Source organism: Cellulomonas sp. Root137, assembly GCF_001426725.1.
Classification (GTDB): Bacteria; Actinomycetota; Actinomycetes; order Actinomycetales; family Cellulomonadaceae; genus Cellulomonas.
Genome location: NZ_LMFG01000001.1, coordinates 2,602,593 through 2,622,242, shown reverse-complemented (window position 1 = coordinate 2,622,242; position 19,650 = coordinate 2,602,593). Strand labels below are relative to the sequence as shown.

Annotated in this window: 21 protein-coding genes and 1 pseudogene; 13 read left to right on the top strand and 9 right to left on the bottom strand. The window is 70.2% G+C overall.

The features are described 5' to 3' along the window. Window positions 1-8: 8 nt before the first annotated feature. The 4 genes and pseudogenes from ASD18_RS21565 to ASD18_RS21070 form a co-directional block, all read left to right on the top strand. Window positions 9-583 (top strand): annotated as a pseudogene (locus ASD18_RS21565) (type IV secretory system conjugative DNA transfer family protein); the annotation flags it as partial. Window positions 584-589: 6 nt separating this feature from the next. Beyond that, a complete protein-coding gene (locus tag ASD18_RS12300) occupies window positions 590-1,033 on the top strand; it encodes a TraM recognition domain-containing protein (RefSeq protein WP_056091191.1) in 444 nt (147 codons plus the stop codon). Further along, window positions 1,030-2,247: a lytic transglycosylase domain-containing protein gene (locus tag ASD18_RS12295; RefSeq protein ID WP_056091189.1), complete on the top strand. Its 1,218-nt coding sequence runs from the start codon at window positions 1,030-1,032 to the stop codon at window positions 2,245-2,247. The genes ASD18_RS12300 and ASD18_RS12295 overlap by 4 nt, the downstream gene beginning before the upstream one ends. After that, window positions 2,244-3,221: an ArdC-like ssDNA-binding domain-containing protein gene (locus ASD18_RS21070; protein ID WP_156387954.1), complete on the top strand. Its 978-nt coding sequence runs from the start codon at window positions 2,244-2,246 to the stop codon at window positions 3,219-3,221. The genes ASD18_RS12295 and ASD18_RS21070 overlap by 4 nt, the downstream gene beginning before the upstream one ends. Window positions 3,222-3,318: 97 nt before the next feature. Here the strand turns inward: ASD18_RS21070 and ASD18_RS12285 are convergent, their stop codons facing one another. The 5 genes from ASD18_RS12285 to ASD18_RS21345 form a co-directional block, all read right to left on the bottom strand. After that, entirely contained in the window at window positions 3,319-3,651 is a 333-nt protein-coding gene (locus tag ASD18_RS12285; protein WP_056091183.1) for a YnfA family protein, read from the bottom strand. Between the two features lie 19 nt (window positions 3,652-3,670). After that, entirely contained in the window at window positions 3,671-4,009 is a 339-nt protein-coding gene (locus ASD18_RS12280) for a rhodanese-like domain-containing protein (RefSeq protein WP_056091180.1), read from the bottom strand. Window positions 4,010-4,036: 27 nt separating this feature from the next. Then, window positions 4,037-4,342 (bottom strand): hypothetical protein, encoded by a 306-nt coding sequence (locus ASD18_RS12275; protein ID WP_056091177.1) that lies wholly within the window; start codon window positions 4,340-4,342, stop codon window positions 4,037-4,039. Window positions 4,343-4,420: 78 nt separating this feature from the next. Then, a complete protein-coding gene (locus tag ASD18_RS12270) occupies window positions 4,421-5,191 on the bottom strand; it encodes a MerR family transcriptional regulator (RefSeq protein ID WP_056091174.1) in 771 nt (256 codons plus the stop codon). A 134-nt stretch (window positions 5,192-5,325) separates the two neighbouring features. Next, entirely contained in the window at window positions 5,326-5,637 is a 312-nt protein-coding gene (locus ASD18_RS21345) for a hypothetical protein (protein ID WP_200938544.1), read from the bottom strand. A gap of 277 nt (window positions 5,638-5,914) precedes the next feature. On the opposite strand from ASD18_RS21345, the gene ASD18_RS12260 reads away from it, so the two are divergent. From ASD18_RS12260 to ASD18_RS12220, 9 genes are all read left to right on the top strand, one after another. Then, the gene (locus tag ASD18_RS12260; protein WP_056091171.1) at window positions 5,915-6,214 is read left to right on the top strand and encodes a hypothetical protein; all 300 of its coding nucleotides are present in this window, start codon (window positions 5,915-5,917) and stop codon (window positions 6,212-6,214) included. A gap of 550 nt (window positions 6,215-6,764) precedes the next feature. Beyond that, window positions 6,765-7,058 carry an ArsR/SmtB family transcription factor gene (locus tag ASD18_RS12255; protein WP_369817272.1) on the top strand — a complete coding sequence of 98 codons (294 nt, stop codon included), beginning with the start codon at window positions 6,765-6,767 and terminating at the stop codon, window positions 7,056-7,058. Beyond that, entirely contained in the window at window positions 7,055-7,705 is a 651-nt protein-coding gene (locus ASD18_RS12250) for a cation transporter (protein WP_056091165.1), read from the top strand. Before ASD18_RS12255 ends, ASD18_RS12250 begins: the two co-directional genes overlap by 4 nt. Further along, window positions 7,695-8,384 (top strand): isoprenylcysteine carboxylmethyltransferase family protein, encoded by a 690-nt coding sequence (locus ASD18_RS12245; RefSeq protein ID WP_082573835.1) that lies wholly within the window; start codon window positions 7,695-7,697, stop codon window positions 8,382-8,384. The genes ASD18_RS12250 and ASD18_RS12245 overlap by 11 nt, the downstream gene beginning before the upstream one ends. Next, window positions 8,384-9,304: a cation diffusion facilitator family transporter gene (locus tag ASD18_RS12240; RefSeq protein ID WP_056091162.1), complete on the top strand. Its 921-nt coding sequence runs from the start codon at window positions 8,384-8,386 to the stop codon at window positions 9,302-9,304. Before ASD18_RS12245 ends, ASD18_RS12240 begins: the two co-directional genes overlap by 1 nt. 230 nt (window positions 9,305-9,534) lie before the next feature. Further along, complete coding sequence (locus tag ASD18_RS12235; protein ID WP_235522346.1) at window positions 9,535-10,845, top strand: M23 family metallopeptidase; 1,311 nt, start codon at window positions 9,535-9,537, stop codon at window positions 10,843-10,845. 31 nt (window positions 10,846-10,876) lie between these two features. Next, window positions 10,877-11,536: a TlpA disulfide reductase family protein gene (locus ASD18_RS12230; protein WP_082573831.1), complete on the top strand. Its 660-nt coding sequence runs from the start codon at window positions 10,877-10,879 to the stop codon at window positions 11,534-11,536. Between the two features lie 47 nt (window positions 11,537-11,583). Beyond that, complete coding sequence (locus tag ASD18_RS12225) at window positions 11,584-12,225, top strand: DUF3105 domain-containing protein (RefSeq protein WP_056091159.1); 642 nt, start codon at window positions 11,584-11,586, stop codon at window positions 12,223-12,225. Continuing rightward, the gene (locus tag ASD18_RS12220; protein ID WP_156387953.1) at window positions 12,222-12,908 is read left to right on the top strand and encodes a DUF305 domain-containing protein; all 687 of its coding nucleotides are present in this window, start codon (window positions 12,222-12,224) and stop codon (window positions 12,906-12,908) included. The genes ASD18_RS12225 and ASD18_RS12220 overlap by 4 nt, the downstream gene beginning before the upstream one ends. A gap of 55 nt (window positions 12,909-12,963) precedes the next feature. On the opposite strand, the gene ASD18_RS12215 is transcribed toward ASD18_RS12220, so the two are convergent. The 4 genes from ASD18_RS12215 to mobF all read right to left on the bottom strand — a co-directional run bounded on the left by ASD18_RS12215 (window position 12,964) and on the right by mobF (window position 19,478). Next, window positions 12,964-13,605: a copper resistance CopC family protein gene (locus ASD18_RS12215; RefSeq protein WP_235522386.1), complete on the bottom strand. Its 642-nt coding sequence runs from the start codon at window positions 13,603-13,605 to the stop codon at window positions 12,964-12,966. A 110-nt stretch (window positions 13,606-13,715) separates the two neighbouring features. After that, a complete protein-coding gene (locus ASD18_RS12210; RefSeq protein ID WP_056091153.1) occupies window positions 13,716-15,278 on the bottom strand; it encodes a molybdopterin-dependent oxidoreductase in 1,563 nt (520 codons plus the stop codon). A gap of 250 nt (window positions 15,279-15,528) precedes the next feature. After that, complete coding sequence (locus ASD18_RS12205; RefSeq protein WP_056091151.1) at window positions 15,529-15,924, bottom strand: hypothetical protein; 396 nt, start codon at window positions 15,922-15,924, stop codon at window positions 15,529-15,531. Next, window positions 15,921-19,478: a MobF family relaxase gene (gene mobF / locus ASD18_RS12200; RefSeq protein ID WP_082573826.1), complete on the bottom strand. Its 3,558-nt coding sequence runs from the start codon at window positions 19,476-19,478 to the stop codon at window positions 15,921-15,923. Before mobF ends, ASD18_RS12205 begins: the two co-directional genes overlap by 4 nt. Window positions 19,479-19,650: the final 172 nt, after the last annotated feature.

Genomic DNA, 19,650 nt, shown 5'->3' with positions numbered 1-19,650 from the left:
CCGCCGCCCTGGACAACCGCCGAGCCGTCGACCTGTACCGCTGGTCCCTGAACCCCGCCCTGGCCGAGGACGCCGTCACCATCCTGAACCGCAGCACCACCGCGGCCGATGGATGGGCCGACGCCCTGGACGCGTCGATCCACTCCGACCCCCGCACCCGCGACTCCATCTGGCTCGGCGTCCGCCAATCCCTGGCCGCCCTGGCCGACCCCGACGTCCTGGCCGCCGTCGAGCCCAAGGCCGGTCATTCCTTCGACCCCGCCGCGTTCCTGCGTGAGTCCGGMACSCTCTACCTGCTGGCCTCCGCCGTCGCCGCCGGGTCATGTGCGCCCCTGGTCGCAGCGTTCGTCGAAGACATCACCGAGACCGCCCGCGCCCTGGCCGCCCGCGCCCCCGGCGCYCGCCTCGACCCGCCCCTGCTGCTCGCCCTGGACGAGATCGCCAACCTCACCCCCCTGCCATCCCTGCCCTCCTTGATGGCCGAAGGTGGCGGCTCCGGGATCACCACGTTGGCCGTCCTGCAATCGTTGGCCCAAGCTCGCGCCCGCTGGGGCGAGCACGCCGCCGACGCCATCTGGGACGCNCCTTGATGGCCGAAGGTGGCGGCTCCGGGATCACCACGTTGGCCGTCCTGCAATCGTTGGCCCAAGCTCGCGCCCGCTGGGGCGAGCACGCCGCCGACGCCATCTGGGACGCAGCCACCGTCAAGATCGTGCTCGGCGGCCTGGCCAAGTACCGGGACCTGGACGACGTCGCCCGCCTCGTCGGCGAGGTCGACGAACTCACCGAAACCCACTCCCGGGGCCGCGCCGGGGACCGCTCTTCGTCCACCTCGGTGCGCACCGTCCCGGTCATGCCCGCCTCCGTACTGCGCACGCTGCCGTTCGGCACCGCAGTCCTGCTGTTACGCCAGACCAAACCCACCATCATCGACCTGGCCGCCTGGACCGCCCGACGCGACGCAGCAGCACTGCAGGCGGACCAGAAGTCCGTCGAGCACGCCACGGCGACCGGCACGGCGGTGCCGACATGATCAAGCTCGCGCTCGGAACTCTTGGGTTCCTGTCCGTGCCGGCCATCGCGATCGTCACCGCCGTCGCCGTCGGCGGCACAGCGAGCGCCTGCATCGCCACCTCCGCCCGCGGACCGCTCGCCGACGACGCCCCCATCCCCGCGATCGCCCGGACCTGGATCGCCGGGACGAAGGCGTCCTGCCCCGACCTGCCGGAGACGTGGATCGCCGCCGTCATGGCCCAAGAGTCCGGCTTTCGACCCGACGCGCACGCCGACGACTCCAACGGCGGCACCTGGGGACTGCTGCAGATGAACGCCTCCATCTGGCGGGCGCACTACGGCCACCCACCGAACACCGACCTCAATCACAACGGCGTCCCGGACATCGAGGACCCCGACATCCACGCCCGCGTCGGCGGCACGTACCTGTGCACCCGCCTGGCCGGCGTGCGACAGATCCGCACCGACCACCCCGACTGGGCCTCCTCGAGCATCCCGATCCTGGACGCCCTGGTCATCGCGCACAACGCCGGCGAATCCCGCCTGCGCACCTACCCGACCTTCCCGGCCATCACCGCCCAATTCATCGCCAATGTGAACGACCGCATGGCCGCGTGGGCTGCGGACGTTGTCTCGGGCGCGGTCCCGGAGGTCGCGAACCCAGCCGACCCCGTTGCAGCCCCACCTCGCGCGGGGTCGGCGGGCGGGTGCACACCTCAACTGGGTGGAGGCGAGGTCGTCGTCCCGGCCGACACCCCGGCCGACGTCGCGACGGCCGCGCGCAACGGGCTGGCCTACGTCGGGGTCACCTCCGGGTGGCGCCAGCTGTGCGACCGGCTCGCCTGCCGCGCCTACGGGTACGTCGGGTCCGGATACACCTCCGCCAAGGCCCACTGGACCGAGATGCTCACCACCGGGCACGCCCACCCCGGCGACGCCTGCCCACCCCTTGGCGCCTTCACGTTCTGGAACACTGGACGACCCTTCGGCCACGCCTCCCTCGTCGTGCAAGCAGACCCCGGCTGCGATCCGACCAAGATCCTGCTCACCGCCAACGAGGTCTTCGACTCCGCCACCGGCAACCACGGCGGGGTCTACCTGATCAGCCTCGGCCGCCTGTCCGCGATGTACCTGCACGGCAACGGATACCTCGGGTGGTCAGACCCGATCTGCAAGGGAGCCTTGCTGCCTGCCGGAACCACCCACCCGGCCCCCTCCGGGCGGGAGCCATGACAGGTCGCACATCGCCGTCCAGCGAGGAACGTCTCGCTGCTCTGCACGAGAAGCTGCTGGCCGCAGTCACCGACCTGGTTCAGTCCGACCGTTGGCGGCAGATGCTCACCACCGCAGCCCGATTCCCGACCTACTCCCCCTCCAACGTGCTGCTCATCGCCGCCCAACGACCCGACGCCACGCGAGTTGCAGGAATCCGCACCTGGAACGACCTGGGTCGCCGCGTGGTCAAGGGCGAGCGCGGCATTGCGATCCTCGCCCCTTGCACCTACCGGCCCACACGGACCGATCCTGAGGTGGCAAGCCGCAACGCAGAGCCAGGTCCGCCGCGCTCCGCAGACGAAGATCCGGTCTCCAGGCGCGAGCTTCGCGGATTCCGTGTCGTTCACGTCTTCGACGTGAACCAGACCGAGGGCCAAGCGCTTCCCGACGTCGAGCCGCAGCTATTGACCGGCGACGCACCGCTGCACCTCTGGGAGCATCTCGCCGCGGTCGTCGACGAGGACGGCTACGTCGTGGAGCGCGGCCCATGCCCACCGGGAGCCAACGGCTATACCGCCTTCCGATTGAGGACCGTGCGCATCCGTGACGACGTCGAGCCGGCGCAGGCGACGAAGACGCTCGCGCACGAGCTCGGGCACATCCGGGCGGACCACGAGCGCAGATTCCCCGACTACGCCGCCAGTGCGCAGTGTCGCGGTCGCGCCGAGGTGGAAGCCGAATCGGTCGCCTTCCTCGTGTCCACTAGCGCCGGGCTCGACACCGCGAGTTACTCGCTGCCGTACATCGCAGGCTGGAGTGAGGGGCAGCCTGGCCTGCTCCGGGAGTCAGCCACGCAGGTGCTGCTGACGGCACGCTCGATCGGTGCCCCCGACAATCGTGGAAACGAACAGGGGTCTCGAACAGCGGATCTGGCTCTCGGCGGCTCATGGGACCTCGCTCCGGCGCTGGCCCGCGGACTCGATCATTCGTAGCCCCCGCCACTTGTCGGGCGCCGCGGCGCGTGTGGGCCAGCCTGCGCGGTTCGCGAAGCCGCGAAAGTCTGCGGCCCGCTCCGCCTGCCCGACTTGCTCAGGTGCGCGGTGCGTACATGATGACGGCGACGCCGAGCAGGCAGACGGCCGCGCCGATGATGTCCCACCGGTCGGGTTGGAACTTGTCGACGGCCATGCCCCAGGCCAGCGAGCCCGCCACGAAGATCCCGCCGTACGCGGCCAGGATCCGGCCGAAGTTCGCGTCGGGCTGCAGCGTCGCGACAAACCCGTAGGCGCCCAGGGCGAGCACACCGGCGCCGATCCAGAGCACGCCGCGGTGCTCGCGCACGCCCTGCCAGATCAGCCACGCACCACCGATCTCGGCGAGGGCCGCGACGGCGAACAGGAGCAGGGAGCGCAGGAGGGTCATGGGAGCAGTCTCCCGCGAGTCAGCTCGCGGCCGCGGTGCGCTCCATCGGCAGGCCGGCCGCGTACCAGTCGGCCTTCCCATCGACGTAGACGCGCACGTCGGTGTAGCCGGCGCGGCTCAGGGCCGCTGCGGTGACCTTGGAGCGGCCGCACCCGGGACCGGAGCAGTAGACGACCACGGGGCGGTGCAGGTCGGGGGCGATGCGGGCTGCGTCCTGGGCGGTGACCTCCCCTGGAACGTTGATCGCCCCCGGCAGATGCTCCGCGGCGTAGTGCGCAGCGGGTAGCGCCTCGATGAGGGTGATGGTGTCCTCGCTCATCGCGCGCACCAGCTCCTCGCGGGTGATGACGGTCGTCATGATCGGCTCCTCGGCTGGTGTCGGCGGTCAGCAGCCGCCGCCGCACCCGCAGCCGGTGCTGCACGCGGTCGCCGCGGCGGCCCGACGTCGCCGGCGCATCCACAGCCCCGTCCCGACCAGCACGCCGACGAGCGCGACCACTCCGAGGGCGATGGCCTCCCCGCCGGCAAGGAACGCACCCACCCCCGCGGCAAGCCCGCCAGCGGCGATCAGAGGCAGCGAGCACGCCAGCGCACAGGCCGCGGCGATCCCGATTCCGGCCAGGACGCCCCTCTTCTTGTTGCTGGTCGTGGGCGTGGTGGTCGCGTGCTCGTGGGTGGTCGGGGTGCTCACAGGGTCTCCTCGTTGGGTTCGGGCAGAGCGGATCGCGGCCGGAACCGTGCGGGTGCCGGTCGAGTCGAGCGTGGGGATCTAGGCAGCGGTGCCGAACATCGCGGCGACGACGTCGGCGGCTTCCGCGGGTGCTTGGACCTCGAGGCGGACCTGGCCGGTGGTCATCGTCAACGTGAAGGTGAAGAAGGTGCAGCAGTCCTGCTCGGCGGCGGCAAGCCGGGCGACCTCCGCGACCAGCTCGGGCGAAGCCACGAACTGCAGGGCCACACCGTCGGTGATCGGCTCACGGCTCACTGCCCGGGCGACGAGCGCCTGCCAGTCGGAGATCCGGTCCGGCACCGAACCAGCGTCCAAGGAGCACGCGATCACGGGGACATCCGGCGCGGCGATGACCGGGCCGCGGGTCAGCGGGACGAAGGTCCGCCGGTCGGCCAGCGGCGCGGGCGCCGCGGTCGCGCACGGGCACCCATCCCCGCAGGCACCCGAGGTGGGTGCGTCAGACAGTCGGGCGGAGACGGTCTGCAGCTGGGCGGCCAGCGCGACGAGCTCCCCGATGCGGGTCTGGGTCTCCGCCAGGCGCACGGCGACCATCTCCACCACGTTGTGGGCGACGGTCGAGCAGTCCTCGACGTCGTACGCCTTCACCAGCTCTGCGACGTCAGTCAGCGGGATGCCGAGGTTCTTGGTCGCGGTGATGAACCGCAGCCGCGCCAGGTCGGCGTCGTTGTAGGACCGGTACCCGTTGCCCCCGCGGGCTGGCTGCTCGACCAGGCCGATGTCCTCGTAGTAGCGCAGCGTCGTGGCAGGGACCCCGACCAGGTCTGCGACTTCAGCGATGCGGTAGCTCATGCAGCGACCGTAAACCTTCGATTCGAGTCGAAGGTCAAGCCCTCTCCTGGATTCAGGGATCTTCGCCCGCATCGCGCTCAGCGTTGATCGACTCCCGGGTGCCGCGGCGGTCGGGGCTGTCGCAGCCGTGGTGGTCATTGCACGTGAAACGCCAAACTCCCTACGGGGCGCCGGAATCGCCGAGCTGGCAGGCGCCCGAATCGCAGGCGGTCAGTGCATCGCGGATGAGTCGGCGGGTTCGCGGCGGCGGTCAGCAGCACAGCGCACGCGATCCAGAGCCCGAGGATGTTGCGCAGCGACCGTCCCTGGGCCCGCATCGAGGCGCTGCTCACCAACGACTCGGGGAAGCTGGACACGAAGATCGCCGGCAGCAACGCCAGGCCCACAGTGCCCTCACCCAGCGAGATGCCCAGAGCCAGGTTTTCCGGCACACCGTCCAACGTCACCGCCGCGAGGAGCGCCAGCCCCCGCGCGTGGACGCGGGGGACGGTGCGTGCTCCTACGCAGCGGCGTTGACGTCGAGCTTCTCGCTGCCCTCCTCAAGCACACCGACCGGTGTCCCGGCACGCGCAACCGCGTCGAGCCGGGCACTGAGCACGGTGAAGACCACCGCACCGGCCGCGAGTCCGGCCGCCGCGCGCCAGATGCCGTCGCGCTCGATGTACGGAGCGGTCCTGCCCGGCAGTGGAGGGTCTTGACCGCCGCCGGTGAGACGATGGCCGGATGGACGTGCTGCTTCGCTACTTCGACGGATGCCCGAACTGGCGGCTGGCAGAGCAACGACTGCGGACGGCGCTGGACGGCACCGGACACGGGGACGTCGCGATCGTCCTCGAGCGTGTGGAGACATCGAGCGACGCAGGGCGTGTCGGCTTCACCGGGTCTCCGACGATCCTTCTCGACGGCGTCGACCCCTTCGGGCACCCGGGCGCGCCGGCCGGGCTCAGCTGCCGGCTCTATCCGACGGCGGACGGGCTGGCAGGGTCGCCCTCCGTGGACCAGTTGGTCGAGGCGCTGTCGTGACTGCACAGCCCGAGTCGCAGCTCGAGACGCTCGACGATCTGTGCTGGTGCTGCGGCGGCACCTTTGCACAGGACGCGCTGTCCCACCTTGGAGCACACCCGGAGGTCGCGGTCTGTGCGGGTTGCGCGAGGTACCTAGACCGGCGAGCGACCGAGGCGGCCGACCGCAGTCGACCGTCGATTCTTGGTCGCGGGCGCGCCGTGGTTCGGCGCGCCCGCGCGTTCGTGGTGGAGGGTGGTTGGCACGAGCGCCGTGTGATCGGACCGGTTCTCAGCTGGATCGACCGATTCCTGCCCTGACGCGCACGCAGGAGGGCTACCGAGCGTCTAGGGGCGCCCGGTAACCCCGAGCCGCATGTCGGCCGGCCACCACGCCGTCCTGTAGTACGTCCGCCAACCGCGTCGGAGCGGCATTCAAATACTTGGCCCTGGTGTAGCATCGTCACATGACGATATTGACGCGATCCGACGATGTTGCTTCAGGACCTGAACAGCGTGCGTTGGCGGCGGCTGCATGCTTGTTCCACGGGTTCAGCGACCCGTCTCGGTTGGTGATCCTGCAGCACCTCTCGCTCGGAGAGCACCGTGTCGTGGACCTGACCGAGCATCTCGGGTTGGCGCAGTCGACGGTCTCGAAGCACCTGGCGTGCTTGCGGGACTGCGGCCTGATCACCTCGCGGGCTGAGGGCCGGGCCTCGATGTTCCGGCTGACCCACCCTGAGGCGCTGATGGACCTCTTCGCCGCCGCGGAGCGGTTGCTCGAGCTGACCGGGGACGCGGTGACCCTGTGCCCGACGTTCGGCACGTCGGGCACCGCCACCCTGGCCGCGCAGGCTCCGGCATGAGCCAGGCCGGTCAGCTCGACACCGTCGAGGTCGAGCGGCTCACCCGTCGTGGGCTGAGGCTCGCTCAGTTCACCGTGGCGTACAACGTGGTCGAGGGCGTTGTGGCGGTCACGTTGGGTCTGATGGCGGGTCTGGTCTCGGTGGTCGGTTTCGGAATCGACTCGGGCATCGAGTCGATCGCGGCGGTCCTGGTCGGCATCCGGCTTGCCAGCCGCCTGCGGCACGGAGCGGCGGACGAACGTAAGGAGCGGCTCACTCTCAAGGCGGTCGCGGCGACGTTCTTCCTGCTGGCTGCCTATGTGACCTTCGAGGGTGTGCGCAGCCTGGTCAGCGGGGAGACGCCGGAGACGTCGACTCCGGTGATCGTGTTGCTGGTCGCCTCACTGGTGGTGATGCCGCTGCTGGCGGCGTTGAAGCGGCAGGTCGGTCTGCGCCTGGACGACAACCTGATCTTGGCTGATGCGGCCGAGACCCGGATCTGCGTCCTGCTGAGCATCTCGACCCTGGCCGGTGTGGTGCTGTTCCAGGTCACCGGCGCCGCGTGGCTCGACCCGGTCGCGGCGTTCATCATCGCCGCGTTCGCGATCCACGAAGGCAAGGAAGCCTGGGAGGGCGAGCTGGTCGAGGGGGACGACGATGACGACTGAGACCGCCGCCACCCTCGGCCTCGCCCTGTACCTGCTGGGTGTGGCGTCGACCTTCGGGCTGCGGACCTGGCTGCATCGGCGCCGCACCGGTCACAGCGGATACCGCGGAATCTCCGGAGCTCCTGGCTCGGCGCAGTGGTGGGGCGGCATCCTGTTCGTCGCCGCGCTGGTCCTGGCCGCAGCGGGCCCGGCCCTCGCTGTGGCAGGTCTGGTGACGGCACCGCCTGACGTGCCAGGCGCTCTTGGCTGGTTCGGGGCGATCGTCATGATCGTGGGGTTCCTCGCTGTGCTGGCCGCCCAGTCGGGGATGGGTACCTCCTGGCGGATCGGCGTGGACCAGAGCGAGGTCACCGGCTTGGTGACGACCGGGATGTTCGCCGTCGTGCGCAATCCCATCTTCACGGCCATGGCCACGACGCTGGTTGGTCTGACGCTCCTGGTTCCCACCGCGATCACGGCTTCGGCCTTGATCTGTCTCGTCCTGGCGGTCGAGCTGCAGGTCCGCGTCGTCGAGGAGCCGTACCTCGCCCGGACGCACGGCGCGGCCTACGCCACCTACGCCCGACGGGTCGGCCGCTTCCTTCCCGGCATGGGTCGGCTGCAACCCGACCGAGACGCCGCGGCCAACCCCATCACGCTTGCCACCAGTCAGACGCAACAGCCGGAGGACGAGCACTGATGGGTCACGACCACGACCACGCCCCCGCTGGCGCCGAGGACCACCGCAAGCGTCTAGCGATCGCCTTCGCCATCACGGCCTCGATCCTGGTCGCCGAGGCGATCGGCGCAATCCTCACAGGCAGCCTCGCGCTGCTCGTCGACACCGCGCACATGCTCACCGACGCCGGCGGACTGCTGCTCGCCCTGTTCGCCGCCACGCTGACCCTGCGCCCAGCCTCACCCCAGCGCACCTGGGGCTACCGGCGCGCGGAGGTCCTCGCCGCCCTCGCCCAGTCGGCCGTGCTCCTCGCGGTGGGCATCTACGTACTGGTCGAGGGCGTGCAGCGCCTGTTCGACCCGCCGGACATCCCCACCACCGAGCTGGTAATTTTCGGTGTCATCGGGCTGGTCGGCAACATCGCGTCCCTGCTCGTACTGTCCTCGAAGCGCTCAGCGAACTTCAACCTGCGAGCAGCGTTCCTCGAGGTGCTCAACGACGCGCTCGGCTCCGTCGCTGTGATCGTGGCGGCCATCGTGATCGCCACGACCGGCTGGCAGCAGGCCGACGCCGTGGCCGGTCTGCTCATCGGGGCGCTGATCGTGCCCCGGGCCCTCAAGCTGCTGCGCGAGACCATCACCGTGCTACTCGAGGCCACCCCACCGGGCCTGGACCTCGACAAGGTCCGCTCGCACCTGCTCGGGGTCGAGCACGTGCGGGAGGTCCACGACCTGCACGCCTCACTGATAGCGACCGGTCTGCCGATCCTCAGCGCGCACGTCGTCGTTGACGAGGGCTGCTTCAACGACGGTCACGCGGGACGGATCCTGGACCAGCTGCAGGAATGCGTCGCCACCCACTTCGACGTACCCGTGGAGCACTCCACGTTCCAGGTCGAACCGGCAGACCACCGCGACCACGAGCACCCGAGCCATGTCTGACCCGCGCGTGCCGCGGCCGAGCGGGCCATTCACAGGAACCGGCCGCGTGTCCAGAGCGATCCATCCAGCGCGCCATGCATAACCTGCCGCTGGCCGCGCCGTCTGCCCTGTCTCCAACCCCGGCCGCTTCGGATATGTCACTGCTGCGCCGCGTTGCTCCTCACGGCCCGAGCCCTGCACCCTCCGGCCGCACCCTCACTGGCCCCGGCCGGCGCCGGACCATCGCTGCGGTGTTCTCCGCCCTGGTCATCCTGGCCGGCTCCGGCGGGGCCAGCTACGCCGACCCGATCGATGATCGCCGGGCCGAGGCCGAGCGCCGCAGCAGCGCGGCGGATCGGCGCGCGGAGGAGCTGCGTGCCTCGATCGAGGGACTGAGCGTCGAGCTGAGCCAGGCCGTGCTCGACCTGCAGGCCACCCAGTCCCGGCTGCCCGCCGCGCAGGCCGAGCTCGACGATGCACGCGCGACTCTCGAGGCGGCGCAGCGGGAGGCGATCATCGTCGCGAACCGGTTGCAGGACGCGACCGAGCAGCGCAGCACCCTGACCGCAACCATCGCAGCAGACCGCGCCAACGCGGGTGAGCTGCAGGCCACCATGGGAGCCATGGCGCGAGAGGCCTACCGCGGCGGCCCCGGCATCTCGGCCCTGGACGTGGTGCTCGACGCGCAGGACGCCACCGAGTTCGTCGACAACGCGCGGCTCGTCGATGCCGCGCTGCGCAGCCAAGCCCGCGTCCTCGACGAGCTTCGTCGAGTCGAAGCCTCCAACCGAAACAGCGAAGCCCGGCTCAGCGCTGTGGCAGATCGCGTCGCTGAGCTGAAGCAGGAGGCGGAAGCCAAGGTCGCCGCCGCCGACGAGGCGCGTCGCGTCGCGCAGGCGCGCGAGGACGAGATCGTGCGGCTGATCTCTGACCAGACCGCACGACAGAACACGATCACGGCCCTGAAGGCCCAGGCGGAGGCCGAACAGGCTGAGATCGACGCCCAGCGTGCGGCGATCGAACGTGAGCTCGCCGCGATCATCGCCGAGCAACGCGCCGCCCGTGAGGCTGCGGAGGCAGCTGCACGCGCCGCCGCGGAGGCAGCTGGGCAGAAACCGCCACCGGTCCAGGTTCCGTCCGGGACGGTGGGCGGCGCGCTGTTCGGCAACCCCACGTCGATCAATCCGATGTACGTGACCTCGGAGTACGGGATGCGGTTGCACCCGATCCTGGGCTACGTGCGCCTGCACGCCGGGATCGACCCGCGCACCGGGTGCAACACCCCCCTGTACGCGCCACGCGACGCCACCGTGGTCTGGTCGCAGTGGCGCAACGGACTCGGCAACCAGGTCATGCTCGATTACGGCACCGCCGACGGAAACTCTTTGATGAGCAGCTCCAACCACCTGACCCGCTCGGTCGTCAGGGCCGGCCAGGGCGTGGCCAAGGGCCAGCTCATCGGCTACTCCGGCAACACCGGCTTGTCCGGTGCCTGCCACCTGCACTTCGAGGTCTACGTGAACGGATCGACCGTGAACCCGCGACCTCTGCTCGGCCGCTGAGCGGCACCCGCGACCCCGGAACAGGATCACGATGACCACCCATCCCGACCGCGCCCTAGCCGCGATCAGAGGACCTCGCGCCACCACCCGCACCGCCGCCGTGGCGGCCCTCTTCGTCGCCCTCGTGAGCGGATGCGCCGCCGAGACCACCAAGTACAGCGGCCAACCGGCCGACGTCACCGACCAGGGCTACGTGTCTGGCGACGGCACGACCCAGACGTGGCCGGTCAACGACCGCGGCGAGGCCGTGACCCTGACCGGCACGGACTACGAAGGTGGGGCCATCGACACGTCCGCCTGGCTCGGGGACGTCATCGTGCTGAACACCTGGTACGCGGCATGCCCCCCGTGCCGGAAGGAAGCCCCAGACCTGGTCGCCCTGGCGAACGACTACGCGGACAAGGGCGTGCGAGTCCTGGGGATCAACCGCACCGACGCCACGGGCACGGCCCAGGCGTTCCAACGTGAGTTCTCCGTGCCCTACCCCTCGATCGAAGACACCGATGGCGCCGCGATCGCCGAGCTGGCCGCCGTTGTTCCGGTCCAAGCCGTGCCGACGACCGTGGTGCTCGACCAGCAGGGCCGCGTCGCGGCACGCATCGTGGGCCTGGCAGAGGCCTCGACGCTGCGCACGATCGTCGACGACGTCCTTGCTGACCCCGAGGCCACACCGACGCCCACAAACTCCTAAGGCACAATGCACACCCACCCGATCCACCCCCGGACGCGAGGAGCGACGTGAGCAGTCGGAAGCAGGCCGAACAGGAACGCGCCGCGAAACTCGCCCTCGTGCGAGCCGAGCAGGCACGCAAGGAACGCCGCCGCAGCATGCTGATCGTCGGCACGGTCACGGTCGTGATCCTGGGCCTGATCGGCACGACCGCAGTCATGCTGGAACGGGAAAGTGCCCGCAAGGAGGCGCTCGAGGCCACGGCGAGTCAGCCGCTCGACGGGGTCGAAGAGTTCGCCGACCTTGGGCGCGACCACGTCGCCGAGCCCGTCGACTATGAGCAGTCCCCCCCGGTCGGCGGCAACCACGCGGGCGTCTGGACGAACTGCGGCGTCTACGAGGACGTTTTGGTCAACGAGGAGTCCGTGCACTCGCTCGAACACGGCGCGGTCTGGATCACGTACACCGATTCCACACCGCAGGACCAGGTCGAGGCCCTGAGGACGCTGGCGCAGCGCAACCCCTACATGCTGCTCAGCCCGTTCGACGGACAGACTGCCCCGATCGTTGCCAGCGCCTGGGGTGTGCAGCTGTCCCTCGACCATGCGGCAGACCCGCGACTCGAGCAGTTCCTCGCCAAGTACCAGCAGGGCGAGCAGACGCCCGAGCCCGGAGCGCCGTGCACCGGGGGCACCGGAACCCCCGCGTGACCGAGGTGGACGACGCCGGTCGGCGGGTCCGGCCGGGCCCGCTGGTCGCGATGTTCTTCCTCATCCTCGTCGCATCGGCCGGCCTCGCATTGTGGATCGGGCTGAGTCTTGGTGGCGTGGGCGTCGCGGCGCCGACGGAGGACTCCGTGGACGCCGGCTTCTCCCGGGACATGCAGGCCCACCATGGCCAGGCAGTTCAGATGTCCACGTCAGTTCTCGAGACGTCAGACGATCCCGATGTTCGGACGCTCGCGCGAGACATCATGCTCACCCAGCAGCAACAAGCCGGGCAGATGCACGGGTGGCTGAAGCAATGGGATCTGCCGCAGACCTCGTCAAGCCCGCCGATGGCCTGGACGTCCACCGACGGTGACGGGATGGACGGCATGGATCACGCCCCAACGCCGTCCGCGAGTGACGATGCCCAGATGCCAGGCATGGCCAGCGCGCAGGAACTAGCCCGCCTGAGCGCGGCAACCGGCACGGAAGCCGATCGGCTCTATCTGCAGATGATGATTCCGCACCACCAGGGCGGCGTTCAGATGGCGGCCGCTGCTGTCGCGACCGCAGCCGATGACGACGTCCGGCGTCTCGCACAAGCGATCGTCGACTCCCAGAGCGCGGAGCTGTCTGTGCTGCGCGCCATGCTCGCTGAGCGTGGAGGCCCGCTACCTAGTTCTTGAGCCGAGGACAGGTGGGGATCTCCTTGGACTCGGTGCCGACGGAAATCCCGAGGGATCAGTCCGCAGGAGGCGCCGGCGGGCTGCGCCGCCAAAGAAGTAGCGCGATGACGACCCCGACGAGCAACAGCCCTCCAGCAATCGCGAGCAGCAAGCCGGCGCTGATCGCACCGCCAGTGCCCTGCTCGTCCGACGCGGCCAAATCGCTGGATGTAGCCGGGACCGGCGAGGGCGGTGCAACGCTGGTCTCCGAGGTGCTCGGTGCCGGCTCCGCGACCGAGGGTGTCTCGGCGCCAGAGGCCGGTGTCGCCGCCGCCACGGCGGTGAACGTGAAGGTGCCTTCGATGGGGTGAGCGTCCTCGGAGGTCACTCGCCACTGCACGGTGTAGAGCCCGGCAGGAAGATCGCCGCTCAGCGGCTGCGTCACACTCACGTCGACCAGCTGGGCGGGCTCGGTGCTCACGACGGCACCGGCCGGATTGGTGATCACGAGCTCGGTACCGAGCGCCATCGCGGCAGCGTCAAAGGTCAACGTGACCTGACTTGGAACGACCGCAACCGTCGAGCCGTCGACCGGATCGGTCGATCGAAGGACGTTGTGCGCGTGCGCCGCCGAGGCGCCGAGCAGGCCAAGCAGACCGCAGAGGACAAAAGTGGCTGTGGCACGCGCACGTCGAGTGGCGAGGCAAGACCTTGGCATGGGGCCAAGGATCCCGTACGTCCACCGCCGATCCTTCATCGAGGAGCGTGATGATCGCCACCAGCCTCTTCGGGGTGATCAGAACGAATACCGCACCCGAACTGGACCTACTACTCCACCGTGACGGAGATGGAGTGCTGGCCGGTTGCTCCGTCGGGCACGGTGTCGACCCGTTCCGCCGTCTGGACCTCTCCGGTGGCGTCCGTCGCGCGGACCGTCAGCTGGTGCAGGCCCGGCGTCGCATCCCAGACGAAGGACCACTGCCGCCAGGTGTCGACGGAGGCCTCCGTCGCGAGTGTCGCCGTAGCCCAGTCACCGTCGTCCACCTGCACCTCGACGGCGGTGATGCCGCGCTGCTGGGCCCACGCGGTGGCCCCGATCGCGACCTGACCGGCGGGGACCCGGGCGAACGGGCCGGGAACTTCGATTCGCGACGCCGTCTTGATCGGTCCCTTCTCCGACCAGCCCCTGTCGGTCCAGTACGCGCGGGCGTCGGCGTACCGGGTCACCTCGAGGTCGACGACCCACTTGGTGGCGGAGACGAACCCGTACAGCCCGGGAACGACCATGCGGACCGGATAGCCGTGGACGGCGGGGAGGGGCTCGTCGTTCATCCCGATCGCCAGCAGAGCGTCGCGATCGTCGGTGAGGGCTGTGAGCGGGGTGGAGGCGGTGAAACCGTCGATGCTCGTGGACAGGACCATGTCGGCATCGGTGGTTGGCCGTGCCCGAGCCAAGAGCTCTCGGATCGGTAGCCCGAGCCACTTGGCATTGCCGGCCAGGTCGCCGCCGACGACGTTGGACACGCACGTGAGCGTCACCCACGACTCAACCAGGTCCGACTCGAGGAGGTCCTGGAAGGAGATCTCGACCTCCTCCTCGACGAGTCCGTGCACCCGCAGCCGCCACGAGTCGGCGTCGACCTGAGGGATCGCCAGTGCCGTGTCGATCCCGTAGAAGCCGTCGTTGGGCGTCACGAATGGCTCGGAGCCCTCGACGGCGGACTCAACACCCGCAGGCAGGGGCTTCGCCGTGCGGAACGGTGCCGGGAGTCGCAGCGCGCGGCGGGCCGCTTCAACGGTCTGCGTGGCGGCGCCGAGCAGCTGGGCACCCACGCCGGCTGCGGCGGCGACCGCCGCGGTGACCAGGGCCGCCGCGAGGAAGGAGCGCCGCCCGAGGCCGGACGCGGGAGCGTCACCCTGCGAGGAGGACGGCGCGCGTCCTCCGGGTATCCGGGAAAGGAGCATCCGCAGGACGAGCAGACCGACGGCGCCGCCGACGAGGCTCGGGACGACGGCAAAAGGGCTGGCGCTCGGTCGCACAGCCGCGGCCACCGCGCCCACCACCGCCAGGACAGCGACGACGCTGGCCCCGAGCGCCCATCTCCGGCGCGCAAGCACCCCGGCGACTGCGGCGACCACGGCGATCACCCCGGACATGCTGACCAGGAGGGCGAGCTTGTCGTTGGTGCCGAAGGTGGCGATCGCGAAGTCCTTCAGCGCTGGCGGCGTGGCGTCGATGAAGGCCCCGCCGACGGCGATGAGCGGTGCTGCCTGCGGCGAGACGACGACCGCGACGAGCTGCGCGACCGCGAGGGTGGTCGCAGCAGCCAGAATCCCCGACAGGGCAGCCAACAGCCCCGAGCCCACACAGGTTCGTCTCACCGCGCTCATCCGCGGCACCCGGGGGCGACGTGATGGCTGGTGGACCGGACGGTGAGCCCGTCAGATGCGACAGGGTCGAACTCGTGATCCGTGCCCAAGAGGACTCCGTTCCGGGCCGGCCGAGCAGGCGCCTCGTGTCGGATTGCTGCTGACACCGTGAGTTCGGAACGCAGGTTCGCCCGGATGGGTCCCGAGGGAGCGGTTCCTCGACCTCGCGCGGTGCGCGGGCGGCATACCCCTCGCCCAGCGACCGTGGCGCCTAGAGAGAACGGTGGGCGTCAGGTCTGCAGCCGGACCTGGAGACCCAGTCACTGATGCGTAGGCGGGCGACGGCGAAGCGTTCGTGCCAGTTCAGCGGCGCGTCAGGAACGGCGCTTATCGAGAACGCGCCCTGCCACGCGAGCTGTAAGGCGGATAGCTCCTCGATCAGTTCTGGATGCTGGGTCCAGCATCCCGGAACCACGCGGTGGTCCAGCCGGTAACGCTCGGCCAGCCAGGTCACCCAGACGTCGAGGTCTTCGAGCAGCAGTTCTTGCTCGGCCGCGGTGAACGCGGACCAGACGATCGGTGTGGGCGGACCTATCGGCGCCAGGAAGGTGCGCTGAGGGAAGAAGTCCTGCTGGGCTGTCGCGGCCTTTCTCCTGATGCGCGTCATCGGACCGACACTCCCCGGGTCGCGACGCTCTCAGGAGAGCCACTTGGCGCCTGGGCCGGCCTGCGCAGCTGCGGTCGTTGTTCGTCCAGATGCGCGACCGTGGCGGTGACCTCCGCGAGCCAGGCGGCTCGTGCACGATGGTCGCGCGGTTCGGGGCCGAGTCGCTCGAGCCAGGCCGGCTGCTCGTCGAGCACGGCGTCGGTTAGCGCGGCGGCCCGTTGGGCGATGAGGTGGTCGATGGTTGCGATCATCGCGAGGCCGTCGTGATCAAGCCCCACACTGCTGCTCGAGCCAAGAACTTCCCGGGGGTTCTCCGCGTGTGCGCGCAGCCATCCGTTCGCCTCGCTGGTCAGTGCCTCGACCGAGGCGTCAACGGTCGCTGCATTGACCAGTTCGGCAACGATGGCGGCCGGATCGGGGACGAGGGTGGCGACCTGATCGAGCCTCGTGAACAGCGTTCCTGCCTCGGGGGCCGTCTGCAGGTCGCGGATGGTCTCAGCGCGAAGCCCTGCTCGGTCCAGCTCCTGGGTCCACCGGTTGCGGGAGGCTTCGGCCAGCAGCGTCCGTCGGATGGGCTGCAGTCGGTGCATCGAGCCGGTGGCGTCCTGCTCGGCGGTGATCTGCGCCGTGGCGGACTGCTCGGCACTGGGCGAACCGATGATCGCGGCGAGCACGTCGTGGCCCGCGCTGCTGGTCGGGGCATCGGGCAGGTCGTCGCATTCAGGGTCAACGGCATCCAGTGCGACGTAGACGTAGTTGGCGTGGCGTCCGCGTGTCATCGCGACGTACAGGTTCTCGCGAGCCATGCCGGGATGGGCCAGCACGTGCGTGTGGTCGACGGTGATGCCCTGCGCTCGGTGGGTGGTGCTGGCGTACCCGAGCTCGACGTCCTGCGCGACGTAGTCGGCAGGGAGCAGCACGGATGCCGCCCCCACGCCGGTGGAGGATCGGGTCCGCGAGGCGGTCAGTGATCCGTCGGGGTTGGTGTGCGTGACGGTCCAGAGGTCCCCGTTGCGCACGTAGGAGTGGGGGCCGGCGCCCGCCGGGTGGAGGGTGCGCTCGTTGCGGCGGGTGACGATCCGGTCCCCCACGCCGATCCGTTCCCCGGATGCCGAGGCAACGCCGTCGCCCGTCACCAGCCCGTCGGCGACCCGGTCGCGGTGGGCTCGGGCGTTCAGCGCGGCGACGGTCCGGGCGTCGGGTGCGATCAGGATCGCGTCGACGCCGTCCTCGACGTCGGTTGCCCACGCCGTGTAGGCGTCCTCGAGCATCGCCTCGGCGGCTCCGGCGTGCACCCGGTCGTGCTCGACGTACTCCTCGACCACCCTGGGATCCCCATCGCGCAGGCCGAGACTGGCCGCGGCTTCCCACGGGTGGCTGAACCGCCACAAGGACGTGAGCCGTGCGGGGCGGGCGCGGTCGGCCAGCAACGCGAAGGCTCCACCGGCGTCGACCGCGGACAGTTGTCCGTGGTCCCCGACCAGCAGCACCTTCGCCCCGGTTGTCCCCGCTTGGGTGACGATGGTGTCCAAGGTGAGCGTCCCAGCCAGGGAGGCTTCGTCGACGATCACGAGCTGGCCCGCCCGCAGGGACCATCGGGCGGCCTCACGAACCTGCGCGACCAATGCCGTGTCGATCGTCCGCAACGCACGCACGTCCCCGTTACGCGCGGCACCATTTCGGGCACCGGTGAGCCGGGTGATCAGGGCGGTGCGCCGTTCGGCGCCCTGGCCGGTGGACTCGAAGGTCCACTTGGCAGTGTTCTCGCACGCGATCCCCAGCGCTCGGGCCAGCTCCGCGGCGGCCGATGACGAGGATGCTAGGCCGATGACCGCGCCGCGCCCGTAGGTGTGTTCCCACGCTCGGCGGACGCCGCGCAGCGTGGTGGTCTTGCCCGAGCCGGCCGGGCCTACCAGCACATCGAGGCGCCGCCCCGAGGTCGCCACCTGCCTCACGACGTCCACCTGATCCGGCGCGAGCCGAGTCTGGCCGTAGAAGGCGGCCACGACCAGCGCGGCCGTCGAGGTTGCGGGGCCGTCATCGGCTGTGGCCGCCGTGAGTAGGCGGGCTTCGGCGTCCAGGATTCGCCGGTCGGTGAACCGCTCCTCGTCCGGTCGGTCGAAGACCGATGTCCCGTCCGGACGCTGATACCGAGGGCCGGACACGAACAGGGGAGGTGCTGCGGTCGAGATTCCGTCGCGCAAAGCCGCGCTGGTCACGGTGTCGAGAAGCTGGAGTCGATCGGTGACGCTGGCCATGGCGAAGCCGCGAGTCACGCGGGCCGCCTCCGCGAGCACGTTCCACCGCGTCCACGTCGAGCGGCGCTCCATCACCCCGGCCAGAACCACCTGCGCCACCCGCTCGACGACCTCCGCCGGCACCGCCGCGGCATCCAGTGGAACGCTCCGCCCTCGCCCAAGGACGGCGTCCGTGAGCTGCGCCGGGGTCCGCCCGGACAATTTGGCCGCGCGCGTGCGCCACGTGGCCAGCAGTTCGCCGAGAGGGCGCACATGCTTGGTCGGTCGCGTGGCGCGGGTGACCTGTTGGCGAAGCCGGGTGATCTCGATCCTGTTCGGCGTGCGCCCGTGAGTGGCGGCGAATCGGGCGACCTCGTCCGTCATCGCCTCATCGATGCGGTTGGAGCGTGTCGAGAACTCCCCCATCAGCGCATCGGCAACACCCTCGACCTCGAGCCGTGGGCTGCGCCGCGCACCGCGCTGTCTCCAACCCCACCCCACAGGCAACCGCCGCGCCAGCTCGTCGGCCATCAGTGCGTCGTACACCTCCGAGATCGCGACCGTCGCGTGATGCAGCGCCCGCGAGTCCAGCGACCGCCAAGCCCCGTCCGGACCCTGCACCTTGTTCGCGACCACCAGGTGGGTGTGCAAGTTCGGGTCCCCCGCACGGGAGTCCCAATGATCGAACGCGACCGCGACCGCGCCGCGCGTCGGCTCCTGCCGACACCCCGCATGCCCGGTCCGCGTGTAGATCGCCCGGTCCTCCAGGAACTTCAGCGCCTGGTCGACCGCCGCGCGGTGCGCCGCCAGTACCGTGGACTGCGTGCGGTCGTCGGCGACCGCCCACAGCGTGGAGACCGACTTCGGTGGCGTGAAGGTCAGATCGAACCCAGCCACGGCCTTCGGTGCACCGCGCGCGAGCTCGACCCGGGTGATTGCGTCGATCGCTCTCCGCCGCGCCCCGGCATCCAGCCCTTCGGGCAGCGCCTTCACCTGTGCCCCGACCCTCTTGGCCACCGGGTCGCCGGTCACATAGGCGCGGCCTAGCGGCACGCCCGTCGCAGGGTCGCACCCCTGACCGAACAGCCGCGCCATGGGTTGCTCGCCCACCACCTCGCCACGCTCGATCCCGATGGCATCCGCTCCCCCAATGCCCTGCAGACCCGACCCGAGCCAGCGGCCGGCCGGGTTCCCGGACTGCATGTAGTAGGCCGTCAAGGACGTCGCACCGGAACGGTCGCAATCCCCGGACGCGGTGTGCCGCAACAGGTACTGGTAGCCGGCCCCGGCCGTCAGCCGGTGCAGCGTCATCACCATGACGGCGCACCGATCGACATCGCAGTCGTGATCTCCATGCCGTGTAGTGCGCCCGATCACGCGTAACCCCCGAGCCCGAGCGCATGTGATCGACCTTTGGTGCCAGAAGTGTCATGGCCCACTTCCTTCCTCGCGCCCTCTTGTCGAGCGCGCCGCTGGTTGACCTCGCGCC

What these genes read in the sequence shown, in the direction of transcription:
- ASD18_RS12300 (WP_056091191.1), top strand. Translation starts at nt 590, where the DNA reads ATGGCCGAAGGTGGCGGCTCCGGGATCACCACGTTGGCCGTCCTGCAA.
- ASD18_RS12295 (WP_056091189.1), top strand. Translation starts at nt 1,030, where the DNA reads ATGATCAAGCTCGCGCTCGGAACTCTTGGGTTCCTGTCCGTGCCGGCC.
- ASD18_RS21070 (WP_156387954.1), top strand. Translation starts at nt 2,244, where the DNA reads ATGACAGGTCGCACATCGCCGTCCAGCGAGGAACGTCTCGCTGCTCTG.
- ASD18_RS12285 (WP_056091183.1), bottom strand. Translation starts at nt 3,651, where the DNA reads ATGACCCTCCTGCGCTCCCTGCTCCTGTTCGCCGTCGCGGCCCTCGCC.
- ASD18_RS12280 (WP_056091180.1), bottom strand. Translation starts at nt 4,009, where the DNA reads ATGACGACCGTCATCACCCGCGAGGAGCTGGTGCGCGCGATGAGCGAG.
- ASD18_RS12270 (WP_056091174.1), bottom strand. Translation starts at nt 5,191, where the DNA reads ATGAGCTACCGCATCGCTGAAGTCGCAGACCTGGTCGGGGTCCCTGCC.
- ASD18_RS12260 (WP_056091171.1), top strand. Translation starts at nt 5,915, where the DNA reads ATGGACGTGCTGCTTCGCTACTTCGACGGATGCCCGAACTGGCGGCTG.
- ASD18_RS12250 (WP_056091165.1), top strand. Translation starts at nt 7,055, where the DNA reads ATGAGCCAGGCCGGTCAGCTCGACACCGTCGAGGTCGAGCGGCTCACC.
- ASD18_RS12245 (WP_082573835.1), top strand. Translation starts at nt 7,695, where the DNA reads ATGACGACTGAGACCGCCGCCACCCTCGGCCTCGCCCTGTACCTGCTG.
- ASD18_RS12240 (WP_056091162.1), top strand. Translation starts at nt 8,384, where the DNA reads ATGGGTCACGACCACGACCACGCCCCCGCTGGCGCCGAGGACCACCGC.
- ASD18_RS12230 (WP_082573831.1), top strand. Translation starts at nt 10,877, where the DNA reads ATGACCACCCATCCCGACCGCGCCCTAGCCGCGATCAGAGGACCTCGC.
- ASD18_RS12215 (WP_235522386.1), bottom strand. Translation starts at nt 13,605, where the DNA reads ATGCCAAGGTCTTGCCTCGCCACTCGACGTGCGCGTGCCACAGCCACT.
- ASD18_RS12210 (WP_056091153.1), bottom strand. Translation starts at nt 15,278, where the DNA reads ATGAGCGCGGTGAGACGAACCTGTGTGGGCTCGGGGCTGTTGGCTGCC.
- ASD18_RS12205 (WP_056091151.1), bottom strand. Translation starts at nt 15,924, where the DNA reads ATGACGCGCATCAGGAGAAAGGCCGCGACAGCCCAGCAGGACTTCTTC.
- mobF (WP_082573826.1), bottom strand. Translation starts at nt 19,478, where the DNA reads ATGGTGATGACGCTGCACCGGCTGACGGCCGGGGCCGGCTACCAGTAC.